Below are 23,952 nucleotides of genomic sequence, written 5' to 3'. Positions count from 1 at the left end.
CCGGACCGCAACGTGCTTCTCGTCATTGATGCCGGAAACACCAACATCGTGTTTGCTGTACACGATGGAGAGTCGTGGCTGGGACAGTGGCGAATATCGACGAATGAAGCACGGACGGCGGACGAATATGCGGCCTGGCTTCTGACGCTGTTTGACAGGCTGGGTCTGGACACGGAAGGTGTCACGCGCGCCATTATCGGGACTGTTGTGCCTGTGGCGCTCTATGAATTGCGCCGTTTCTGTCGTGAATGGCTGGATGTCGTGCCTCTTGTCGCCAATGCAAGGCTGGACTGGGGCATCGACGTTCTGGTGGATAACCCGGATGAGCTTGGGGCGGACAGGCGCCTGAATGGTCTGGCGGGACGCGAACTGTACGGAACGCCCCTGATCGTTGTCGATTTTGGAACCGCGACGACTTTCGATGTCGTGAACAGTGCGGGGCAATTCTGTGGGGGGGCGATTGCTCCGGGTGTGAACCTGTCGATTGATGCGCTGCATCGTGCGGCCGCGCGCCTGCCGCGGATGAGCATCGGTCGTCCCATCACGGCGATTGGCCGCAATACGAGCGTGGCGATGCGTTCGGGGCTGTTCTGGGGGTATGTCGGGCTCGTCGAGGGGCTGATCCGCCGCATTTCCGATGAAATGGACGCAAAGCCGACCGTCATCGCAACGGGTGGTCTGGCCCCGCTATTTTCTGAGGGAACGCCGCTTTTTGATGTGCTGGCGCCCGATCTGACGCTGGATGGCCTGCGCCTTCTGGCGGACCGCAATACGGGTCCGCCGCTTTCCTATTCCCCCGAACGCTCACAGGGCGTCGGGCAATGAATATCACTCTGATTATGTGTCATATCTGCAAGGAACAATCATGACAGAAAAACCGGACGGTCTGTCTTTCCTGCCCTTGGGCGGGACGGGCGAGATCGGCATGAATTTCAATCTCTACTGTCTGACGAAGAACGGTCACGATACCTGGCTTGCCATCGACTGCGGCATCGGGTTCTCGGGTAACGATACGCCTGAAGCCGAAGTTCTGATGCCGGACCCGACCTTTATCGCCGACCGTGCGAAGGATCTCTGCGGTCTGGTGATCACGCATGCGCATGAGGATCATCTGGGTGCGGTTGCGCATCTGTGGCCGTATCTGCGCTGCCCGGTCTACGCTACGCCGTTCGCGGCTGCCGTTCTGCGACGCAAGTTGCAGGAAGCACACCTGAACAATCAGGTGAAGATCCATGTCATCCGTCCGGGCTCGCGCTTTGACGTGGGGCCGTTCGATCTGCAGTTCGTGTCCGTGACGCATTCCGTGGCCGAGGCGCAGGCCGTGGCACTGCGGACGCCGCATGGTCTGATCGTTCATACAGGTGACTGGAAGCTGGACGAGAATCCGCTGGTGGGTCCGGTGACGGATCTGGAGACGTTCGGCAAGCTGGGCGACGAGGGCGTGCTTGCCATGGTCGGCGACAGCACGAATGTGCTCAAGCCGGGCAAGTCGGAGTCCGAAGCCGATGTGCGCAAGGGTCTGACGGAACTGATCGCGGGGCTGGAAGGCCGGATTGCCGTGACGTGCTTTGCCAGTAACGTGGCGCGCGTCGAGAGCATCGCCAAGGCGGCCCAGGCTTCCGGCCGTGTGGTCATGATCGTCGGGCGTTCGCTGCGTAATCTTGAGACGGCGGCGCGTGAGTGCGGCTATTTCAAGGACCTGCCGCCGTTCCTGACCGAGCAGGATGCGCGGGACGTGGACGATGACAGCCTGCTGATGATCATCACCGGCAGCCAGGGCGAGCCGCGTTCGGCGCTGTCGCGCATTGCTTCGGACACGCATCCGAACATCGCCCTCGGTGAGGGGGATACCGTGATCTACAGTTCGCGGATGATCCCCGGCAATGAACAGGCCGTCATGGCCGTGCAGGACAATCTGTCGCGTCGCGGCGTGACTGTCCTGACGGACAAGGATGCGAAGGTCCACACGTCCGGTCATGCCACAAGCGAGGATATTCGCACGCTGTACCGGGTCGTCCGGCCGAAATACAGCATCCCGACCCATGGCGAATGGCGTCACCTGACGGCGCATGCTGCGCTGGCTCATGAGATGGGGGCTGACCCGATCCTGCTGGAAGACGGCGATATCCTGAACCTGTCCCCGGGTGAAGTGAAGGTCGTGGATACGGCGCCGACTGGGCGTCTTGCACTGGATGGTGGCCGTCTGCTGCCAATGACGGGCGGTGTTCTCGCAGCCCGTCGCAAGATGCTGTTCAACGGCATCGTGCTGGCAAGCTTCGCGGTTGATGACGAAGGCTATGTCATCGGCGAGCCGAAGATCAGCGCGCCGGGTCTGCTCGAATCTGACGATCCCGAAAGCATCCGGATCCAGGAAGAATTTGCGGACTCCATCGACCAGATTCCGGATGAACTGCGTCAGGACGATGCGGCTTTCCGTGATGCGGCCAAGACGGCCCTGCGCCGTGCTCTGGGGCGCAAGCTTCAGAAGCGTCCGCTCGTTGATGTCCATCTGCTGCGCGTCTGAGAGAAATACATATGCGTTTGACGAAAGCCTTCCAGCCGACGCTGAAGGAAGTTCCGGCCGAGGCGCAGATTGCGTCTCATCGCCTGATGCTGCGGGCTGGCCTTGTGCGCCAGACCGCTTCGGGCATCTATGCCTGGCTGCCGGCCGGGCTGCGGGTTCTGCGCAATATCGAGCAGATCGTGCGCGAAGAACAGGACGCCATCGGGGCGCAGGAAGTCCTGATGCCGACGCTTCAGTCGGCCGAATTGTGGCGCCGGTCGGGGCGCTATGATGCCTACGGTCCGGAAATGCTGCGGATTCAGGACCGGCATGGCCGCGACCTGCTGTACGGGCCGACGAACGAGGAAATGATCACGGATATCTTCGGATCGTCCGTGAAGTCCTACAAGGAGCTGCCCAAGGCGCTCTATCACATCCAGTGGAAGTTCCGTGACGAGGTTCGCCCCCGTTTCGGTGTGATGCGTGGACGTGAGTTCCTGATGAAGGACGCTTACTCTTTCGATGCGTCCTATGAAGGTGCCGTCGCCAGCTATCGCCGGATGATGCTGTCCTATCTGCGTATTTTCCAGCGTCTGGGCGTGCGGGCTGTGCCCATGGTGGCCGATACCGGGCCGATTGGCGGAGATCTGAGCCACGAGTTCCTGGTTCTGGCCCCCACGGGTGAAAGCGGCGTGTTCTTCGATGCCGCACTTGAAGAGCAGGACTGGCTGAGCCGCCCGGTCGATTGTGACGACGCTGAAAGCCTCGCCACGTTCTTCTCAACCGTAACCGATCATTATGCGGCGACGGACGAAAAGCACGACGAGGCTGAATGGGCCAAGGTCCCGGACGAGCGCAAGCGCGAAGGCCGTGGCATTGAGGTCGGCCACATCTTCTATTTCGGGACGAAATACACGGCGTCCATGGGGATTGAAGTGAGTGGTCCGGACGGTGCGCCGTTCCATCCGCACATGGGGTCTTATGGCGTTGGCGTGTCGCGTCTGGTCGGTGCGATCATTGAGGCGTCGCACGATGACGCAGGTATTATTTGGCCTGCATCGGTCGCGCCCTATCGCGCCGCGATCCTGAACCTGCGTCAGGGTGATGAAGCCTGTGATGCGATCTGTGACCGCATCTACGGCACCGATCCCGAGAACCTGCTGTATGATGACCGTGCCGAGCGTGCCGGCGTGAAGTTCAACGATGCGGATCTGATGGGGCATCCCTGGCAGATCATCGTTGGACCCCGTGGCGCCAAGGAAGGCAAGGTCGAGCTCAAGCAGCGCGCCACGGGCGAGCGGTTCGAGCTGTCGGTCGAGGAAGCTCTGGCGAAAATCGGAGCAGCCTGATGTTCGGCCGCTTCGAGCGCATGGTGGCGGGACGGTATCTCCGCGCCCGCCGTGGCGAACGTTTCGCCTCGATCATTGCCATTTTTTCCCTGATCGGGATTGCGCTTGGAGTGGCGACGCTCATCATCGTCATGTCGGTGATGAACGGGTTCAAGGCCGATCTGATGGGGCGGATCCTGGGGCTGCACGGTGATCTGACCGTATATGGCTACGGGCGTCCCATTGAGGCTTACGAAAACGACGTCGCGGCGATCCGGCAGGTTCCGGGCGTGCGGTCCGTCATTCCCATGGCGCAGGGCACTGTGCTGGTGGAGGCAGGGCGTTTTTCGTCTGGTGCAGAAATGCAGGGCGTGTCTCAGCAGTCGCTCCGGGACTGGACGGCGCTTAGCAGTGGAATCATCGCGGGAAGTCTGAATGACTTTACCGGTGATAATGCAGTTGCCATCGGGACGACGATGGCAGACCGGGCCGGGCTGACGATCGGCTCTCCGATCACGCTGCTGTCTCCGGACGGGCAGGCCACGCCGTTCGGAACGATGCCGCGAGTGAAAACCTATCATGTCGCGATCATTTTTGATGCCAACTGGAACGACTACAATTCCAGCATTGTCCTGATGCCGCTGCCTGCAGCGCAGAAATTTCTGATGCTCGGGACGTCCGCTGTTTCGCTCATTCAGGTTTCGACGGTCGACCCGTCCAATGTGCAGCCAACACGCAAGGCGATTGCCGCACGTCTGGAAGATCCACGTCTGCGGGTGCTGGACTGGACGCAGAGCGCGAACGGTTTTCTGGATGCTGTGACGGTTGAGCAGAACGTCATGTTCCTGATCCTGACGCTGATCATTCTTGTGGCGGCGTTCAACGTGATTTCGTCGCTCATCATGATGGTGAAGGACAAGACACGTGACATCGCCGTGTTGCGGACGCTGGGCGCGAGCCGGGGGGCGATCATGCGGATTTTCCTCATGTGCGGTGCCTCGGTCGGGGTTGTCGGGACTGTGGCGGGCGCGGCGCTGGGGATTGCGTTTGCCCTGAACATCGAGCGGATCCGCCAGTGGCTGCAGTCGCTCACGGGGACGAACCTGTTCAATCCGGAAGTCTATTTTCTGGAGCGGCTGCCGGCGAAGCTGGTCTGGTCGCAGGTGTGGGAAGTGATCGGGATGTCGCTGATCCTGTCGCTTCTGGCGACGCTGTATCCGTCCTGGCGGGCGGCCAGAACTGATCCAATCGAGGCGCTGCGTCATGAGTGAAGTGTCAACAGGTGCGAGCGCCCTGCGCCTTGAAGGGCTGACACGGCGTTTTCGGTCGGGCGAAGAGACGCTGGAAATCCTGAGTGGTGCGGAGTTTGAGCTTCGGGGCGGGGAAATTGTCGCGCTGGTGGCGCCGAGTGGAACCGGGAAATCCACGCTTCTGCATCTGGCGGGCCTGCTGGAAGCGCCTTCGGAAGGCACCGTCTTTGTAGCGGATCGCCCGGCCAGCGGCTTGAGCGACACCATCCGGACGGCAATCCGGCGCGATCAGATCGGATTCGTGTACCAGTTTCATCATCTGCTGGGTGAGTTCACGGCGTGCGAAAACGTCATGCTGCCTCAGCTCATCGCTGGCGTGGCGCCACGCAAGGCGCGGGAGCGCGCACGGGATCTGCTCGGACGCTTCGGCCTGTCACACCGCCTTGATTCGCTGCCAGGGCGCCTGTCGGGTGGCGAGCAGCAGCGGACGGCGATTGCGAGGGCACTCGCCAATCAGCCAAAGCTGCTTCTTGCAGACGAGCCGACAGGCAATCTGGATATCGGAACGGCGGATCATGTGTTTGGCGAGCTTCTGCGCGTCGTGCGGGAAGAGGGCGCGGCAGCGCTGATTGCCACGCATAATGATGAACTGGCCTCCCGCATGGACCGGACCGTAACATTGCGGGATGGGAAGCTGGTGCCGTTCTGAGGGGATGAATCGGAGCAGGGGGGGTATCAAAATACTCTGCATCGGATGCGTGTCCCTGATAGAATAGGGGTATGTCACATGCCGATTTTGTTCATCTCAGAAATCATTCTGCCTACTCCCTGAGCCAGGGGGCAATCCGGATTCCGGAGCTTGTCAGTCTGGCGGCCAAGAACGGGATGCCAGCCGTTGCGCTGACGGATAGCGGCAATCTTTTCGGTGCGCTCGAGTTCTCGCTTTACTGTCGCAATAATGGCGTGCAGCCCATCGTGGGCTGTCAGATTTCCCTGCCGCCGCGTTCGACAAAGCCGGGTGCGATGTCCGAGCCTCTGGTGATTCTGGCGCGAAACGAGGAAGGCTTGGCCAATCTTCAGATCCTGTCATCCGAGGGATTTCTGAATGGCGATCCGGCCGATCCTTCCATAGCGGTCGATTTTCTGTGTCAGCATGCGGCAGGACTGTTTCTGCTGACGGGAGGCAATCGCGGGCCGATCAATAAATTGATCCTTGAAGAACAGAAGGCTGAGGCGCAGGCGCTGCTGACGCGGCTGGAAGAGGCATTCCGGGGGAACATTGCGGTTGAACTGAACCGGCTGGGCGAGGCCGGGGAGCGGGAGGTTGAAAGCATTCTGGTCCCGATGGCGGATCAGATGGACATTCCGCTGGTGGCAACCAATGAGTGCTTCTTTCCAAAGCCGGAAATGCATGAAGCCCATGATGCACTGCTGTGTATCGCGCAGGGCCGGACCATTGCGGAAGAGGATCGCTGGCATGTATCGCCGCAGGCCTGGTTCAAGACACCGGCCGAGATGCGGGCCGTTTTTCATGATCTGCCGGAAGCCTGTGACAATACGCTGATCATCGCGCAGAAATGTGCCGTGGCAGCCTGCACACGCAAACCACTCCTGCCGATCTGCCCCAAGGTCCGGGAAGGTTCGACGGAGGAAGAGACCCTTCGGGCGATGGCCTGGGAAGGGCTGGAAAAACGTCTTGAGGCGATGAATGCGGATGAGGAAAAGCGGACGCTGTATTCCGAGCGCCTGCAGGTCGAACTCGACATCATCGCGCGGATGGGTTTCCCGGGCTATTTCCTGATCGTTGCCGACTTCATCCAGTGGGCAAAGGCGCATGACATTCCGGTCGGGCCGGGGCGTGGGTCAGGCGCAGGATCTCTGGTGGCCTATGCCCTGACGATTACGGACATTGATCCCATCCCGTTCGGACTTCTGTTCGAGCGATTCCTGAATCCCGAGCGTGTGTCCATGCCGGATTTCGATATCGATTTCTGTCAGGACCGTCGCGATGAGGTGATCCGGTACGTGCGCGAAGAGTACGGCGGGAGCCGGGTAGCGCAGATCATCACCTTCGGAAAGCTCCAGGCCAAGGCTGCTGTACGTGATGTCGGGCGTGTGCTGGGGCTGCCTTATGGCATGGTCAACCGCGTTGCCGAACTGATCCCGAACAATCCCGCAAAACCCGTCTCGCTGTCTGACGCGATTGATGGTGAGCCGCGGCTTCAGGAAATGCGGGACAGTGATGAGTCGCTCAAGCGACTCATGGAAATCGCGTTGCAGCTCGAAGGCCTGTACCGTCACGCCTCCACTCATGCCGCGGGTGTGGTGATCGGTGATCGCGAACTGGTGGAACTGGTGCCGCTGTATCGCGATCCGAAGAGCGACATGCTCGTCACGCAGTACAACATGAAATATGTCGAACAGGCCGGGCTGGTGAAGTTCGACTTTCTTGGCCTGACGACGCTCACCATTCTCAAGCGTGGTCTGGATTTCCTTAAAGAACAAGGAATTACAGTCGATCTCTCACGTATACCTCTGGACGATGAAAAGACGTTCGAGATGCTGGCCAAGGGCGATACCGCCGGTGTGTTCCAGTTCGAAGGTGCAGGCATGCGGGACATGCTCAAGCAGATGGCAGCCAGTCGCCTTGAGGATCTGATTGCGGGTGTGTCGCTGTATCGCCCGGGGCCGATGGCGAATATTCCGGATTACTGCCGGCGCAAGCATGGCGAGCCCTGGGAGCCACCGCACGAGGAAATCCGCGATATTCTTGAAGAGACCTACGGCATCATGGTCTATCAGGAACAGGTCATGCAGATTGCCCAGAAGATGGCGGGCTACAGTCTGGGTGGCGCGGATCTGCTGCGGCGTGCAATGGGCAAGAAGATTGCCGCTGAAATGGAGAAGCAGCGCGCGATCTTTACCGAAGGGGCGACGGCGCGCGGTATCCCGCAGGAAAAAGCGGTTGAAGTCTTTGATCTTATGGCTCGTTTTGCGGATTACGGCTTTAACAAGTCGCATGCTGCTGCCTATGCGCTGGTGTCCTATCAGACTGCATGGATGAAGGCGAACCATCCGGTGGCCTTCCTCGCCGGTTGCATGTCTCTGGCCCGGGAAAAGACGGACAAGCTGGCGGCTCTGTGCCAGGAAGCGCGTCGTATGAAGATTTCCGTGTTACCTGTTGATATCAATAGATCTATGGCAGATTTTTCTATTGAGACGCTGGAGGATGGGCGTCAGGGGATCCGCTATGCGCTTTCGGCCATCAAGCGCGTGGGCGCTGCGGCGATGGAGAGTGTTGTCGCATCGCGCGGAGATCGCCCGTTTCAGGATCTGACGGATTTTGCTGAACGGTGTGATCCGAAGAGCCTGAACAAGATCCAGCTTGAAAGTCTTGCAAAAGCAGGAGCTTTCGACAGTCTCCTCAAGGAACGACATATCGTTTTCTCAAGCGCCGATATCCTGTTGCGCCGCGCGCAGGCACGGGCGCAGGAACAGCAGATGGGTCAGGCTGGCTTGTTTGGAGGCGTGGGACAGGAACGCGAGATCCTGCGGTTGAACGAGGGGCGTCCCTGGCCGGATTTCGAGCGGCTTTCGCTGGAAGCGTCCGCCATCGGGTTCCATATGAGTGCGCATCCGCTGGACGCTTATCGGAGTGTATTGCGACGGCTGGGTGTCACGCCGTCCAACGCGCTTGAAAATGCTGCAAAAACAGGGACAACCCGCGTCAAGATCGCAGGCTGTGTCGTGGATCGGAAAGAGCGTCCGACCCGGACGGGCAAGAAGATGGCCTGGGTCAATCTGTCGGATAGTGGTGGCGGATGTGAGGTTACACTGTTTTCTGAGACGCTGACATCCTGCCGGGACCTGCTGGTGGCAGGACAGGCCATCCTGGTGAATGCGGAACTCAAGGTGGACGGGGATGCGCTGCGGATTACGGCGCAGAGTGTCATGGATCTGGAGGTCGCGGCCGCTGCCGAGCGTTCGGAACTCCGGGTCTGGCTGAAGGAGGATGCGCTTCTGCCGGATCTGTCTGCTCTGCTGGAAGAAGTTCAGGGCGGATTCGGGCGGATAAAACTGTTGCCGTCGGTAGAAGAGACACGGGATGTGGAGATTTCCATTCCCGGGGTTTATCGGGTGACGCCCCGGCTTGCCGAGCGGTTGCGAACCCTGCGGGGTGTCGAAAAGGCGGAGCAGGTCTGAGGGCTGGTAACGGATCTGGTCGCGCATAATGTGAAAATCCGCTGACAGGTCTTGCGTTTCAGGGTGTTTTCCGCCATATCGCGACCGTTCTTCTTCGGAGATTTCTTCGATGAAGGGCAATCCGCACGCATGGCTCTCGGGTTTTCTGGTGTCCTGATTTCAGGACGTTGCCATGCGGAGGTTCAACCAGACGCAAGGAATTCTGAATCATGGCAATGCCTGATTTCACCATGCGCCAGCTCCTTGAAGCCGGCGTTCATTTCGGTCACCACACCCGTCGCTGGAACCCGGCCATGGCGCCGTACCTGTTCGGTGTGCGTAACCAGGTCCACATTATCGACCTGCAGCAGACGGTTCCGATGCTGGACCGCGCCCTGAAGGTTGTCCGTGACACGGTCGCCAATGGCGGTCGCGTCCTGTTCGTTGGCACCAAGCGCGCTGCGGCTGACCACGTTGCTGAAGCTGCACAGCGTTGCGGCCAGTACTACGTCAACCACCGCTGGCTCGGCGGCATGCTGACCAACTGGAAGACCATCACGGGTTCCATCAAGCGTCTGCGCCAGATCGACGAAATGCTCTCCGGTGACACGGCTGGCCTGACGAAGAAGGAAGTTCTCGACATCACGCGTGACCGCGAGAAGCTCGAGCGCTCCCTCGGCGGCATCAAGGAAATGGGTGGCCTGCCCGACCTGCTGTTCGTGATCGACACGAACAAGGAAAAGCTGGCGATCGAAGAAGCCACGAAGCTTGGCATTCCGGTCATCGGCGTTCTGGACAGCAACTCCAACCCTGCTGGCGTGACCTATCCGATCCCGGGCAACGATGACGCCATCCGTGCCATCACCCTGTATTGTGATCTGGTTTCCGGTGCGGTTCTCGACGGTATTTCCGCCGAGCTGGCTGCTTCGGGTCAGGATATCGGTGCTGCTGAGGAACTGCCGGCTGAGACGGCTGTTCTGGAAGCCGCCGCAGCTGAAGGCGCAGAAGCTCCCGCTTCCGCAGGCTGAACAGACTGCCGGGATCCGGTCATGGAAAACGGCAACTGAAACATGGCATGCGGCCGGGCGAATTCGTCCGGCCGCATGATCTTTTTTGAGGGATGAGATAAATGGCAGAAATCACAGCAGCCCTGGTCCGCGAACTGCGCGAAGCCACCGGCGCCGGCATGATGGATTGCAAGAAGGCCCTGACGGAAGCTGCCGGCGACATGGACGCCGCCATCGACTGGCTGCGCACGAAGGGTCTGTCCCAGGCTGCGAAGAAGTCCGGCCGTACGACGGCTGAGGGTCTGGTCGGTGTTGTGTCCGGCAAGAACCGCGCCGCGATGGTTGAAGTGAATGCCGAGACGGATTTCGTTGGCCGTAACGAAGCGTTCCAGGCATTCGTCGAGCAGGTTGCCCATGTTGCGCTCGAAGTCGGCGACGATCTGGACGCCATCAAGGCTGGCAAGGTTCCGTCCGGCCGTACGGTTGCTGACGAACTGACGCACCTGATTGCCACGATCGGCGAGAACATGGCCATCCGTCGCGCCAAGGTCCTGTCGGTCGAGTCTGGCGTTGTCGCAAGCTATGTCCACAGCGCTCTGCGTCCGGGTATCGGCAAGATCGGCGTTCTGGCCGCTCTGGAAGCTCCGTCCGAATCCGATGCACTGCTCACGCTGGGTCGTCAGGTTGGCATGCATGTCGCTGCGACCCGCCCGGCTGCCCTGGATGTTGCCAGCGTCGATCCGGAGGCCCTAGAGCGCGAGCGTGCCGTTCTGATCGAACAGGCCCGTGAGTCCGGCAAGCCGGAAGCCATCATCGAGAAGATGGTCGAAGGTCGTATCCGCAAGTTCTATGAAGAAGTCGTTCTTCTGGAGCAGGTGTGGGTTCTGGACGGCGAGAGCCGCGTGTCCAAGGTTGTTGAGAAGGCTGGCGCAAAGCTGGTTGGTTTCGAGCGCTTCCAGCTCGGTGAAGGCATCGAGAAGGAAGAGAGCGACTTCGCTGCTGAAGTCGCGGCTGCTGCCGGCACCAAGTAAGGTTTTCCGTTCCTGTCCTGAGCCGGGTCAGCCCGGTTCAGGTCGGAGGCGAAAGTCTGTAGAAAGGCCCCTGTACGCTCCGGCGTTCGGGGGCTTTTTGCGTTTCTGGTCATACCGGGAGGATCGATGATGGAATGGGAAGCGGCGGCGCTGGTTCTGTCGGTCCGGCCTTATGGCGAGGGCAGTGCGCTGGTTCATCTGTTCAGCGAGGAGCACGGCGTGTCGCACGGCATGGCGCGGGGCGGGGCCTCCCGTCGTCAGGCGTCGCTGTGGCAGACGGGCAATCTGGTCATGGCGCGCTGGCGGGCGCGGTTGGCGGATCAGCTTGGAACGCTGACGGCCGAGCCGGTGCAGTGTGTGGCAGCACGGATTCTGGACGCCCCGCTACAGCTTGAGATGGTGAGCAGTGCGTGCGCGCTGGTGGATGGGGCATTGCCGCAGGGTGAGGCACATCCGGAGCTCTTCATGCGGCTGGTACGTCTTCTGACGTTGATCAGCGTTGCGCCTGAGCCACCGCCCATGGGGGCGTACCTGCGCTGGGAGGCGCAGCTTCTGGCCGGGCTCGGGTACGGATTGGATCTGTCGGAATGTGCAGTGACAGGCACACGGGAAGATCTGGCCTATGTGTCGCCACGGTCAGGGCGGGCTGTAAGCCGGGAAGGCGCGGGAGAATGGCGGGACAGGCTTTTGTCTCTACCGGCCCTGATGATGGATGAAGCACAGGATGGAACACCCGCGGACTGGATGGAGGGGCTGACGCTGACGGGACATTTCCTGTCGCGCTGGGTCTTTGGCGTCCGGCACCAGCCGCTGCCCGCAGCGCGGGAGCGACTGGTGGAGTATGTGCAGCGGCTTCTGCCGGTTCCGGACGTGAAGGCTGATCCCGCTTAGTAGAACACATGGCTGGGGCCGGGGCGCAGGCCGCTGACGACATCCACGTCAGCCGTGCTTTCCCACACGGACCAGTCCCAGCCGGGATGCTGGTTGATTTCGGCCGTCATGTGCTGCTCCTGCGCGACATCGACGGAATGGCTGGCCTTGTATGCGGCATAAGCGCTTTTGTCGCCCATATAAACGCAGCCGCAGGCGATGGGATCGGCATAGAGCAGGACTGGCTGCCCGTTCTGCATGCGGTAGGTCAGGGTGTTGGGGGGCAGGAGGTTCATCATCGCCCAGCGCGCAGTCGTATCGGCAGGATGTGCCCTGAAGCCGGCCAGCGCGAACGAGACTTCCGCCTTCTGGACAGGACGATAGGGTGAACAGGCTGTCGCGCTGATGAGGAGAGCGCTGGACAGGATGGCACGCCAGTGTCTAAGTCCTGCACGAAAGAGGGGAGATGCATGGGAACGGATCTGGCTGGTCATATCGAGGATACCAAGCTCGCTGAGGCTCTGAGCGAGCGATATATTGCGTATGCGATGTCGACAATCATGTCGCGGTCCCTTCCGGACGTACGTGATGGCCTGAAGCCGGTACACCGCCGCCTCCTTTATGCGATGCAGCAGCTACGCCTTGATCCCACATCAGGGTTTAAAAAGTGTGCACGTGTCGTCGGTGATGTGATCGGTAAGTTCCATCCACATGGCGATGCCTCCGTGTATGAGGCGCTGGTGCGTCTGGCGCAGGATTTTGCGGTCCGTTATCCGCTGGTCGAGGGACAGGGCAATTTCGGCTCCATCGATGGTGATGGTGCGGCCGCCATGCGGTATACGGAAAGCCGTCTGACGGAAGTGGCGCAGGCGCTGCTCGATGGCATCCAGGATGATGCAGTCGATTTCCGGGCAACCTACGACAACGAAGATCACGAGCCCATCGTGCTGCCGGGAATGTTCCCGAATCTGCTGGCGAACGGGGCAGCCGGTATCGCTGTTGGCATGGCGACGAGTATCCCGCCCCATAACGCCGCGGAAATCTGCCGGGCGGCGAAGCTTCTGATCGAAAAGCCGGATGTGACGATCGCCGAACTGGTTGATCTGATGCCGGGTCCGGATTTCCCGACGGGCGGCACTCTGGTCGAGGAGCGGGAGTCCATCATCCGCTCTTACGAAACGGGGCGTGGCAGTTTCCGCACGCGGGCACGTTGGGACGTCGAGCAGGGGCGGTTCGGCACCTGGGTCATCATCGTCACTGAAATCCCGTATCAGGTGCAGAAATCGCGCCTGATCGAGCAGATCGCGGACCTGATGGAGCAGCGCAAGCTGCCGCTTCTGGGCGATGTGCGCGACGAAAGCACGACCGATATCCGTCTGGTGCTGGAGCCCAAGACCAAGGGCGTCGAGCCGGATGTGCTGATGGAGACACTCTTTCGCAACACGGCGCTCGAGAACCGTTTCAGCCTGAACATGAATGTTCTGGGCGGCGACCGTGTTCCGGGCGTGCTGTCGCTGAAGCAGGTTCTGCGGGCCTGGCTGGATCACGTGCATGAAGTGCTGGTGCGGCGGTCGAATCACCGTCTGGCAGCAGTGCTGCGACGGCTTGAGATTCTTGAAGGCTTCCTTGCGGTCTACCTGAACCTCGACGAAGTGATCCGGATCATCCGTGAGGAAGACGAGCCCAAGGTCAGCCTGATGGCGACGTTCAGCCTGACGGATATTCAGGCCGAAGCGGTGCTGAACATGCGACTGCGCTCGCTGCGGCGGCTTGAGGAAATGGAAATCCGACGTGAGCGGGACAAGCTTGCGGACGAGAAGAAAGCGCTTGAGACGTTGCTGGGATCGGAGCGTCGGCGCTGGACGCGGATTGGCAAGGATCTGGACGGGATCATTAAAAAATTTGGGTCCGGTCCGCTGGGTGATCGCCGGACGCTGATTGCTGAACCTCCGAAGCCTGTTGATATTTCCGCGGCGCTGGAAATTGACCGTGAGCCACTGACGGTCCTGCTGTCACGCGAGGGCTGGATCCGCGCCATGAAGGGCCATGGGCTTGATCCGCAGGGACACCGCTTCAAGGAAGGCGACGAGGGCTGGCTTTCCGTAGAGTGTCAGAGCACGGATCGTTTGTGCCTGATCTCCAGCAGCGGCAAGGCCTATACCATCAAGGCGGCCGATCTGCCGCGCGGGCGTGGGTTCGGCCAGCCGTTCCGGACTGTGGTGGAGGTGCCGCAGGAAGACCGGATCGTGACACTGTTCCCGGTTACGGACGAGGGACGCCGTCTGATCGCCTCGGCATCGGGGCGCGGCATGATCGTCTCCGAAGCGGGACTGGTGGCGGAGAAGCGGACGGGCAAGCAGGTCTTCAACGTCAAGGATGGCGATGAGGTCTTTGCCTGCATCCCGGTCGGGGGCACGCATGTGCTGACGCTGGGGCACAACAAGCGGGCGCTGATCTTCCCGATGGAGCAGGTGCCGGAAATGACGCGTGGGGGCGGTGTGGCGTTCCAGAAACTGGGTGACAGTACGCTGCGTGATATCCGGACGCTGACAGTATCCGAGGGTCTTCTGTGGCAGGAAGGGCAGCGCGTTCGGGGAACGGCGGATCTGGTAGCGCTTGAAGGACGCCGTGGGGCCGTGGGTCGGGCGGCCCCCCAATGGATGCTGCGCAAAAACTGAGGGTGGGGAAAGATGGTCCCGGCTTTTTCAGGCCGGGAGCGGTGCTGATAGCGGGATCCAGTGGCCGTCTCGGAAAACTTCGGCGGGCATGAAGGCGGCCTTGTAGGCCATCTTGGGGCTGCCGGGGACGTAATAGCCAAGATACAGGTGTTCCAGCCCCATTCTTGCCGTCTGTTCGATCAGCCACAGGATTGAAAACGTGCCCCATGAGGCCGTCAGATCGTTGACGTCATAGAACGTATAGACGGCGGACAGGCCATCCGAGAGGCGATCGACAAGACTGACGCAGACAAGGGTACCGTCCGGGCGGCGAAACTCGGCCAGGAAGGTCTCGACCGGTGTGTTGGCGATCAGATCAACGTAATCGCGCCAGCACATATGGGCCATTTCGCCGTCGGCGTGGCGGACTGCCTGATACATTTCGAACAGACGGAACTGCTCGTCGGTCGGCACGGGAGGAACCATGGCGACCTGAAGGTCCGCATGGCGGTTACGGACTTTCCTCTGGGTCCGGGTCGGTGCGAAGGTCGCGGCCGGAATGCGCATGGGCGTGCAGGCACGGCAGCCAACACAGACAGGCGCATAGGCAATGGTGTGGCTGCGGCGGAAGCCAGCCTGGGAAAGGCGGTTGTGCAGGGATACGGCTTCAGGGCCGGCAAGCTCGGTCAGGACCTTGCGCTCGGTCCGGTCGGGCAGGTAGGGGCACGGGGCCGGAGCCGTCGTGTAGAAGAGCTGTGGGCGGTGCTGCATGAGACGCTCTCCTTTTCGAAAGACTGGGCCGGAAGACGATCCTATCGCAATGACGGGGGCTGGCGCATCCTTCATCTTTGCGAAAGGATGAAGAGAGAATATCCGGGGGCGTGTGTGCCGTCTCCGGCGCAGGGAGATTTATGACGCACTGGCCCTTTTTCCATATTCTTGTGCAGGTCCTGCGCTGGATCCTTCCTCTTTTCGTGACGGTTCATGCCCTGGTGCACAAGCGTGACACGGTTTCCTGCACGGCGTGGATCGGCATCTGCTGGATCGCGCCAATGCTGGGCACGGTGCTGTATCTGATGTTCGGGATCAACCGTGTCCGGCGCCGGGCGCAGAAGATGGTCAACCGGCATCTGTGGGAGGGGCGCGATCCGCTGGCACAGTACCGTCAGACGGTGGATGGCAATCTTGCTCCGTTGTCGAAGATGCTGGGACGGCTGACGGAACGGCCGCTGATGCGGGGCAATTCGGTCACCTGCCTGCATGATGGGGACAATGCCTATCCGGTCATGCTGGAAGCAATTGGTCAGGCAAAAAAATCGATCATCCTGTGCTCGTACATTTTCCGCGATGATGAGGTGGGCCAGCGTTTTGCCGAAGCTCTGGTGGCGGCGAAGCGTCGCGGGGTCGAGGTCCGGGTGCTGGTGGACGGGATCGGGAGCGGATATTTCCGCTGCGGGATCGAGCGTCGGCTTCGGCGTGAGGGCGTGGCGTGCGCGCGGTTCATGCATTCTGTCTGGCCCTGGCGCATGCCGTTCATCAATCTGCGCAATCATCGCAAGATTCTGGTGGTGGACGGGACAGTCGGTTTCATGGGCGGCCTGAACATCGGCGAGGAGAACATGCTCCGGTTGCGGACGAAGCTGCCGGTCGCGGATACGCATTTCCGTCTTCAGGGCCCCATCGTGCATCAGCTTGCGGTGGCGTTCGCATGGGACTGGTCGTTCACGACGGGTGAGGAACTCGAAGGTGAGCGTTATCTGCCCGAGCCGTCACCGGTGGGGGATGTGCCCATGCGGATCGTGACGTCCGGGCCGGATGCGGATCTGGAGAAGATCGAATACGGGATGTTGCAGGCCTTTTCGCTGGCTCGCTCGCATATCTGGGTGATGACGCCGTATTTCCTGCCGGATGACCGGTTTTCAACCGAACTGATTCTGGCGGCGCTGCGGGGCGTGGTGATCGATATCGTCGTACCCAAAAGCAGTAACCATGCGCTGATCGACAATGCGCGGGATGCCAATCTGCGACCATTTCTGGATGCCGGCTGCCGGGTATGGATGGCCGATCCGCCGTTCAATCATTCAAAGCTGATGGTCGTGGATGATGAATGGAGCTTTGTGGGAAGTGCGAATATCGACATGCGCTCCCTGCGGCTGAACTTCGAGATCAATCTGGAAATCTACGACCGGGCCGTGGCCAAAGACCTGTCCTCATTCATGGAGACACACCGTCGCAACCGGCTGACACATCACGATCTGGACCGCCTGCCGTTCCTGATCCGGATGCGCAATTCCGCAATCAGGCTTCTGCTGCCATATCTGTAAGGCTGTTACGCGCCCAGTCGCAGCGTAACGGAGATTGGACGGTGATCGGAGCCGAAGCGTGGGAGGGCACGGGCTTCGAGCCTTGAGAGACCCCGAACGAGACAGCGGTCCAGCCTCAGGGGAACGTGGTTCAGCATCCGGTGGGTCTTTTCCTTTGGGCCCACATCCAGAAAGCCGGGAAGCAGGACAGGGCCCACGAGGTTGAAATCCCCCATGATGACGGCGCGGTGACGCATATTGGCGCTGATGCTGCGAAGCTGGCGCCGGTTCAGGATCTGGCCATGCGACAGATGGACGTTGGCCAGCGAGAAACTGCCGAAATCAATGAGCTGGGCCGTCCGTTTGACCAGAAGGCCGCGCGGCAGGCGGCAGAATGAGGGGGGCCGCGTAAAGGGCAGGCTGCTCCAGCAGGCAGTACCGTGCGGACGTCCGGGAAGCGGAATGCGGTCATAATAGCCACCCAGGATTTCGGGCAGTTCATCCACGGCTTCCTGCGCTTCCTGCATGACGACGATGTCGGGATTTTCCGCGCGGATGACGGTGAGGACATCTTCCAGCGATGCGCCTTCCCAGCGGTACAGGTTCCAGCTCAGGACTTTTAAAGAAGCTCCGGACAGAAGGGATGTCGTCATTTCGGAGGCTCCGGCAGGTAGAGGGGATTGCGTTCGCGGTGATGGGGACCGGCGGCGAATTCGCTGGTCAGGGTGTAGCCGACAGCCAGCAGCACGGGACCGAGGAAAATACCGACGCCTCCGAATGTCACGATGCCGCCGAGAACGCCGAGCACGGTCAGCAGGTAGGGGAGTTGCGCACCGCGGGCGATGAATGCCGGGCGGATGACGTGGTCGGCACCGGAGATGATGAGGATGCCGTAGATGGCAAGGAACAGGCCATGTCCGAAATGGTGGGTCATGCCCAGCCAGATGGCAGCAGGCACCCAGACCAGCGGTGCGCCAATGGGGAAGACGGCGACGAAGGCGGTGATGCCGGCCAGCAGGACGGGGGATGGCACACCCGCCAGCATGAGGCCGATTCCCGTAAGGATGCCCTGGATCAGGGCCGTGCCGAGGATGCCGTAGACTGTCCCACGGACTGTGCGACCGATGATGTTGATGAGGCGGGGCGTGGTACGGGGACCGGCAATGCGGTCGATCAGGGCCGTGATGGTGTTGCCGAGCGTATCGCCATTGAGCCAGAGGAAGAAGGCCACGAACAGCGCCATGACGAGTTCGGCGAGCCCGCCTGCGAGGCGCAGCAGGACCGTCAGGGTGACATGGGCGATCTGTCCCGCATAGGGGCGCAGGACTTCGGTCGCGAAGGCACCGACGTCATGGCTGAAATGATGCCAGGCATTCACGAGATGGGGGCCGGCCATCGGGATGCGGTTCAGCCAGGCGGGCGGTGGGTTCGCGCTGGTGACGTGCAGGATCAGGGCGTCGATTTCCGAGATCGTGGCGGGAATATCGCTGATGCCGGCGCTGGTCAGGACAGCCAGGGGAACGACAATGAACAGCGCGCTCAGGGCCATCATGGCAAGAGCGGCCAGCGCGGGACGCACATGACGGCGCATCCGGCGGTAGATCGGCCAGGTCGTGAAGGCGAGGATGGCCGCCCACATGATGGCCGAGAGGAACGGCCACAGGATGATGCCGCAGCCATAGGCGATTCCGGCCAGGATGAGGCCGAGAAGGATCCGCTCGGTCGTCATGCGGACGCGCTATCCCGATAATGGCCGGACTGGCGCCCCGGCTCGCATGACTCTGTGCGATGCGTGTTCATGGAATGCTACTTTGGCACGCTCTGGCGTCCGGCGCATCCCTCGACCTATGGTGTGGGCATGACGATCTCGCCACTTGTTGATGCCGCGACCCTGATCCCCGAGGTTGGCCGGTTCATTCCCCTTGATGCCAGCGTGCTTTTGCCGGGGCAGAAAGGCGATCCCGATGCTGCGTTCGCTGAACGCCATCTGCCTGACGCACAGCGATTCGACATTGATGTGTTTGCGGACCCCGACAGTCCGCTGCCGCATACGGTGCCGGGGGCCGCGCGGTTTGCCCGGCTGATGGGTGGGCTGGGCGTAAGTGAGGATATGCCGGTCGTGTTCTATGACGGGCGCGGGAGTGTTGGCGCGTGTCGGGGCTGGTGGCTGGCGCGACTCTTCGGGCATCGGAACGCACGGATTCTGGATGGTGGGCTTGAGGCCTGGGTGAAGGCCGGTGGTGCAGTTGAGGGCGGTGCACCTTCCGGAATCAGACCTGCGGTTTTCCGGCCCCGGCCCCGTTACGGGCTGCTCGCGGGTGCGGGCGATGTGCGTCAGGCCCTGGAGCGGACGGACGCTCTGGTGCTGGATGCCAGAAGTGCGGGCCGGTTCGCCGCGACCGTGCCGGAGCCTCGACCTGGCGTGCGTGGCGGCCACATGCCGGGTGCCCAGAGCATGGACTGGACGCGCCTTGTGGATGGGAATGGCTGTTTTCTGCCCGCACCCGAGCTGAAGCGGATTCTGGGCGCTGCAAAAGGGCGATCCGTAATCGCAAGCTGCGGCTCCGGGCTGACGGCGGCGACGATCGTGGCGGCGCTGTCGATCGCGGGATATGGCGATGCGGCTTTGTATGATGGATCCTGGGCGGAATGGGGCAGCGACCCTGACGCGCCGGTTGTGACGGGAGAAGAAGGAGCATGAGCGATCTGGAAAAGCGGGTGAGCGCAGGGTGGAGCCGGATGGGCTCCATGCTGGTGCGTGAGGGGCGTTCACATGATCTGCCGGAGACGGGAGAGTTTGTGAACGCGCCGGTCAGTCGCGGCTCGACGGTCCTGTTTCCGACGCTGGAAGCCATGAACCGGACGGATGGACGCAGTCACGCGCACAAGATGGTTTATGGGGCGATGGGTTCTCCGATCCAGCACCAGCTTGAGGAAATGCTGAGCCGGATCGAAGGCGGGACGCATACGCAGGTCGTCAATTCGGGTCTGGCGGCCTGCACGATGCCGCTTCTGGCGTTTCTGGGATGCGGGGATCATCTGCTGCTGCCCGATTCGGTTTATGGACCGACGCGCCGCTTTGCAGGCACGATGCTCCAGCGGCTGGGTGTGGTGACGACATATTACCCTCCGATGGCATCCCGCGCCGAGATCACGGCCCTTGTACGGGCGGAGACGAAGATCCTGTTCGCGGAAAGCCCGGGCAGCCATACGTTCGAGGTGCAGGACGTGCCGATGCTGGCAGAGGTGGCCCATGAGGCAGGGGCCCTGCTGCTGCTGGACAACACCTGGGGGATCGGGGTGTTCCAGCCCTTCGTCCATGGGGTGGATGTGTCGATCCAGGCGCTGACGAAATATCCCGCCGGGCATTCGGACGTCATCATGGGATCGGTCACGGTCAACGATGAAGCCCACTGGAAGACGCTGCGGGATGCCGCGATCCAGCTTGGGCAGTGTGCGGGGCCGGATGACTGCTGGCTGACACTGCGGGGGCTGCGGACGATGGGCGTGCGGCTGGCGCATCAGTCGCGTTCGGCACTGGAAATCGCGCAGTGGCTGAAAACGCGGCCCGAAGTCGCGCGGGTTCTGCATCCGGCGCTGGAAGACTGTCCGGGGCACGAGTTCTGGAAACGCGACTTTACCGGGGCCTGCGGACTGTTCGGGGTGGAGCTTCAGCCGGAAATCTCCGTTGAGGCCGCCGAGCGCATGATCGACGGGCTGAGCCTGTTCGGGATCGGCGCGTCCTGGGGCGGATATGAAAGTCTGGTTCTGCCGACAACAGGGCATATCCGGCGCGTGACGGGTGAGGGCGGTCCGACCTCCGCGACGTTCCGGCTGCATATCGGGCTTGAGGATGTTAAGGATCTGAAGACCGATCTGGCACGAGGGCTGGACAGCCTTCAGTTCTGAACCTTAACGGCGGCGGAAAGTCAGGGCTTCGGCGACATGATGGCGCTGAATGCTCTGTGTGCCTTCCAGATCGGCGATGGTGCGGGAGACGCGGATCAGGCGCGTGATCCCGCGATTGGACAGGCGCAGCTTTTCGGCGGCCTGTTCAGCCAGGGAACGGGCATCATCATCCATGTCGAGCTGGTCGGGAGAGACCTGCGAGTTGGGAACGCCCTGACGGTCGATCTGACGCTGGCGGGCCAGTTCGACACGGGCCCGGACTCTGGCGCTGTTCTCGCCCTTCGGTGCGCGGCTGATGTCGATCGGAGAGAGGGGTTCGATCTGCACGCACAGGTCCATGCGGTCGAGCATCGGGCCGGAAATCTTCGCCGTGTAATCCTCGCCGCAGCGGGGAGCCTTGCGACAGCTCCGCTCTGGGTCACCCAGATAGCCGCAACGGCACGGATTCATGGCACCGATGAACTGAAAGCGCGCGGGGTACGTCGTATGATGGGCGGCACGCGCGATGGAAATACTGCCGGTTTCGATGGGCTGACGCAGAGACTCCAGACAGGATCGTGAGAACTCCGGGAGTTCATCGAGGAACAGCACGCCGTTATTGGCAAGGCTGACTTCGCCGGGCCGGGCTTTTGCGCCGCCACCTACAATGGCGGGGAGGCTCGCACTGTGATGCGGCGCGCGATAGGGCGGCCGGACGACCAGTCTTCCGTTTTGCAGAATACCTGAAACACTGTGAATCCGGCTCGTTTCCAGAGCTTCTTCGCGTGTCAGGTGGGGCAGAATACCGGGCAGACGGCTGGCGAGCATGGACTTTCCGGCCCCCGGCGGCCCACTCATGAGCATGGAATGCGCTCCGGCGGCAGCGATTTCCAGAGCGCGCCGTCCCAGTGTCATGCCTTTGACGTCTGCGAGATCGGGACCGTATTCGATGACATGCTCGGTTGGCAGCGGTGCCGGGGATAGGATCTGCTGTCCCTGAAAATGGGAAACAAGGGCCGCGAGAGTGGGGGCGCCGAGAACGTCCGTGCTGTCATTTCCCCATCGTGCTTCCAGAGCCTGTGCAGCCGGGCAGATCAGTCCGAGATCTTCGGCAACGGCACCAATAGCGGCGGACAGGACGCCTGCAACGGGGTTGATGCGGCCGTCCAGAGACAGTTCTCCAACAGCGGCGTAGGCCGAGACGGCCTCGAAGGACAGGATACCCATGGCGCAGAGCAGGCCGAGAGCGATGGGAAGGTCGAAATGCGCGCCTTCCTTGAGAAGATCGGCAGGGACGAGGTTGACCAGGATGCGTTTGGGGGGAAGCGCCAGTCCCATGGCCGTCAGGGCAGCGCGGACGCGTTCGCGGGCTTCCCCGACGGATTTGTCCGCCAGCCCCACGACAAGGAACGCCGGAAGGCCGCTGGACACCTGAACCTCGACCGTGACCGGGACAGCTTCGATTCCGGAAAACGCGAAGCTCTGGATGCGGGCAAGGGCAGGTGTGTGCGGGCTGGGACTCGTCATGAGACAAATCCTAGCCCGAAATTATTTCCTGTTGGTTAACGGAAAGGGTGTCAGGACCGCTGGTACAGCAGACGCGCGCGAAGGGTGCCGTCGAGGGCCTTGAGACCATCCAGCAGCGTCGTGTCCATGTCCGGGCCTTCCGACTCGGCTTCGACGACGACGTAACCGACTTCACCATCCGTTTGGAGGTACTGGGCGGTCACGTTGCAGTTCTGCGAGGCGAAGAGGTCGTTGATCTGGCGCATGATGCCGGGACGGTTGGCATGGACATGCATGAAGCGCGTGCCCCGGGGACGCTCCGGAAGCTGGACACTGGGAAAGTTGACAGCCCCGATCGTGGAACCCACGTCCGAGTAATCCACCAGCTTGCGGGCCACTTCAACGCCGATCCGTTCCTGCGCTTCCATGGTGGAACCGCCGATATGCGGCGTGAGAATGACGTTTTCGAGGCCCTGAAGCGGGGTTTTGAACTCTTCACCGGCCTTCTTGGGTTCGACCGGGAATACGTCTACGCCCGCGCCCATCAGATGGCCGTCCTTCAGTGCAGCCGCGAGGGCCTCAAGGTCTACGACGTTGCCGCGCGCATTGTTGAGCAGGATGGAATTGGGCTTCATGGCCCGGATTTCCGTCTCTCCGATCAGCAGATCGGTTTCCGGCGTCTGCGGAACGTGCAGGCTGACGATGTCGGACTGCGCGAGCAGATCGTGCAGGGTGGACACGGCGATGGCATTGCCATGCGGCAGACGCGGCATCACGTCGAAATACAGCACGCGCATGCCGAAGGCTTCGGCCAGAACCGAAAGCTGTGAGCCGATGGAGCCATAGCCGACGATGCCGAGCGTCTTGCCGCGAACTTCCCAGGCATTGGTGGCGGATTTGTCCCAGCCGCCCCTGTGGCAGGCTTCCGAGCGCGACGGGATGCGACGGAGCAGCATGACGATCTCGCCCATCACCAGTTCGGCCACGGAACGGGTGTTGCTGAACGGTGCGTTGAATACGGGAATGCCAAGCATGCGCGCAGCACCCAGATCGACCTGATTCGTGCCAATGCAGAAGCAGCCGATAGCCATGAGGCGGTCTGCGCTTTCAAGGACTTCACGGGTCAACTGCGTCCGGCTGCGGATGCCGACCATATGCACGCCCTGAAGGGCTTTCTTCAGGGCATCACCTTCGAGTGCACCCTTGACGCGCGTGACTTCCGTATAGCCCTCTGCGGCGAAATGGGCTGCGGCGCTTTCGTGAATGCCTTCCAGAAGAAGAATGCGGATCTTGTTCTTGGGGAGAGAGAACTGCGTTTCCATAAATCCGTCCCGGTCATGAACCGGAAGGCTCCGGTTTCAATTCAAACTGGTTCCATCAGATCTGGCCGTGACCAGACCGGTCCCGGCTCATGTCTGCCGCCATGT

The 23,952-nt window shown here is 61.4% G+C and carries 19 protein-coding genes; 13 read left to right on the top strand and 6 right to left on the bottom strand.

Going from position 1 to position 23,952, the window contains the following annotated elements; translation table 11 throughout:
* Positions 1–12: 12 nt before the first annotated feature.
* The 9 genes from ABF859_RS01220 to recO all read left to right on the top strand — a co-directional run bounded on the left by ABF859_RS01220 (position 13) and on the right by recO (position 12,192).
* Positions 13–825: a type III pantothenate kinase gene (locus ABF859_RS01220; protein WP_415525353.1), complete on the top strand. Its 813-nt coding sequence runs from the start codon at positions 13–15 to the stop codon at positions 823–825.
* Positions 826–865: 40 nt separating this feature from the next.
* Positions 866–2,524, top strand: a complete 1,659-nt coding sequence (locus ABF859_RS01215) for a ribonuclease J (protein ID WP_415525351.1) — start codon at positions 866–868, stop codon at positions 2,522–2,524.
* An 11-nt stretch (positions 2,525–2,535) separates the two neighbouring features.
* Complete coding sequence (gene proS, locus ABF859_RS01210; RefSeq protein ID WP_415525349.1) at positions 2,536–3,852, top strand: proline--tRNA ligase; 1,317 nt, start codon at positions 2,536–2,538, stop codon at positions 3,850–3,852.
* Positions 3,852–5,102 carry a lipoprotein-releasing ABC transporter permease subunit gene (locus ABF859_RS01205; RefSeq protein WP_415525347.1) on the top strand — a complete coding sequence of 417 codons (1,251 nt, stop codon included), beginning with the start codon at positions 3,852–3,854 and terminating at the stop codon, positions 5,100–5,102. The genes proS and ABF859_RS01205 overlap by 1 nt, the downstream gene beginning before the upstream one ends.
* Positions 5,095–5,790 (top strand): ABC transporter ATP-binding protein, encoded by a 696-nt coding sequence (locus ABF859_RS01200; RefSeq protein WP_415525345.1) that lies wholly within the window; start codon positions 5,095–5,097, stop codon positions 5,788–5,790. The genes ABF859_RS01205 and ABF859_RS01200 overlap by 8 nt, the downstream gene beginning before the upstream one ends.
* A gap of 71 nt (positions 5,791–5,861) precedes the next feature.
* Entirely contained in the window at positions 5,862–9,284 is a 3,423-nt protein-coding gene (gene dnaE, locus ABF859_RS01195; RefSeq protein WP_415525343.1) for a DNA polymerase III subunit alpha, read from the top strand.
* A 209-nt stretch (positions 9,285–9,493) separates the two neighbouring features.
* A complete protein-coding gene (rpsB, locus tag ABF859_RS01190) occupies positions 9,494–10,291 on the top strand; it encodes a 30S ribosomal protein S2 (RefSeq protein ID WP_011251676.1) in 798 nt (265 codons plus the stop codon).
* A gap of 101 nt (positions 10,292–10,392) precedes the next feature.
* Positions 10,393–11,301 (top strand): translation elongation factor Ts, encoded by a 909-nt coding sequence (gene tsf / locus ABF859_RS01185; protein ID WP_415525341.1) that lies wholly within the window; start codon positions 10,393–10,395, stop codon positions 11,299–11,301.
* A gap of 129 nt (positions 11,302–11,430) precedes the next feature.
* Positions 11,431–12,192: a DNA repair protein RecO gene (gene recO, locus ABF859_RS01180; RefSeq protein WP_415525669.1), complete on the top strand. Its 762-nt coding sequence runs from the start codon at positions 11,431–11,433 to the stop codon at positions 12,190–12,192.
* Here recO and ABF859_RS01175 read toward each other — a convergent pair.
* Positions 12,189–12,665, bottom strand: a complete 477-nt coding sequence (locus tag ABF859_RS01175; protein ID WP_415525339.1) for a hypothetical protein — start codon at positions 12,663–12,665, stop codon at positions 12,189–12,191. The two genes, recO and ABF859_RS01175, sit on opposite strands and share 4 nt — an antisense overlap.
* Between ABF859_RS01175 and parC the strand changes: the two genes are divergently transcribed.
* Positions 12,642–14,849 carry a DNA topoisomerase IV subunit A gene (gene parC, locus ABF859_RS01170; RefSeq protein ID WP_415525337.1) on the top strand — a complete coding sequence of 736 codons (2,208 nt, stop codon included), beginning with the start codon at positions 12,642–12,644 and terminating at the stop codon, positions 14,847–14,849. The genes ABF859_RS01175 and parC overlap by 24 nt on opposite strands.
* A 27-nt stretch (positions 14,850–14,876) precedes the next feature.
* Here the strand turns inward: parC and ABF859_RS01165 are convergent, their stop codons facing one another.
* Positions 14,877–15,599, bottom strand: coding sequence for an arginyltransferase (locus tag ABF859_RS01165; RefSeq protein WP_415525335.1), 723 nt, complete (start codon positions 15,597–15,599; stop codon positions 14,877–14,879).
* Positions 15,600–15,739: 140 nt separating this feature from the next.
* Here ABF859_RS01165 and cls point away from each other — a divergent pair, with 140 nt between their 5' ends.
* A complete protein-coding gene (cls, locus tag ABF859_RS01160; protein WP_415525333.1) occupies positions 15,740–17,152 on the top strand; it encodes a cardiolipin synthase in 1,413 nt (470 codons plus the stop codon).
* A gap of 5 nt (positions 17,153–17,157) precedes the next feature.
* Here the strand turns inward: cls and ABF859_RS01155 are convergent, their stop codons facing one another.
* Positions 17,158–17,784, bottom strand: coding sequence for an endonuclease/exonuclease/phosphatase family protein (locus ABF859_RS01155; RefSeq protein WP_415525331.1), 627 nt, complete (start codon positions 17,782–17,784; stop codon positions 17,158–17,160).
* A complete protein-coding gene (locus tag ABF859_RS01150) occupies positions 17,781–18,860 on the bottom strand; it encodes an AI-2E family transporter (protein ID WP_415525329.1) in 1,080 nt (359 codons plus the stop codon). The genes ABF859_RS01155 and ABF859_RS01150 overlap by 4 nt, the downstream gene beginning before the upstream one ends.
* 129 nt (positions 18,861–18,989) lie before the next feature.
* On the opposite strand from ABF859_RS01150, the gene ABF859_RS01145 reads away from it, so the two are divergent.
* The gene (locus ABF859_RS01145; protein WP_415525667.1) at positions 18,990–19,832 is read left to right on the top strand and encodes a sulfurtransferase; all 843 of its coding nucleotides are present in this window, start codon (positions 18,990–18,992) and stop codon (positions 19,830–19,832) included.
* Positions 19,829–21,040 (top strand): cystathionine beta-lyase, encoded by a 1,212-nt coding sequence (gene metC, locus ABF859_RS01140; RefSeq protein WP_415525327.1) that lies wholly within the window; start codon positions 19,829–19,831, stop codon positions 21,038–21,040. Before ABF859_RS01145 ends, metC begins: the two co-directional genes overlap by 4 nt.
* A gap of 3 nt (positions 21,041–21,043) precedes the next feature.
* On the opposite strand, the gene ABF859_RS01135 is transcribed toward metC, so the two are convergent.
* Both ABF859_RS01135 and serA read right to left on the bottom strand, forming a co-directional pair.
* Positions 21,044–22,546, bottom strand: a complete 1,503-nt coding sequence (locus tag ABF859_RS01135; protein ID WP_415525325.1) for a YifB family Mg chelatase-like AAA ATPase — start codon at positions 22,544–22,546, stop codon at positions 21,044–21,046.
* A gap of 50 nt (positions 22,547–22,596) precedes the next feature.
* A complete protein-coding gene (gene serA / locus ABF859_RS01130; RefSeq protein ID WP_415525323.1) occupies positions 22,597–23,847 on the bottom strand; it encodes a phosphoglycerate dehydrogenase in 1,251 nt (416 codons plus the stop codon).
* Positions 23,848–23,952 lie beyond the last annotated feature (105 nt).

Origin of the sequence: Gluconobacter sp. (assembly GCF_047722525.1) — a bacterium.
GTDB lineage: Bacteria > Pseudomonadota > Alphaproteobacteria > Acetobacterales > Acetobacteraceae > Gluconobacter.
Note: the sequence above shows the minus strand (reverse complement) of the source record. Positions and strands in the feature narration are given on the sequence as shown.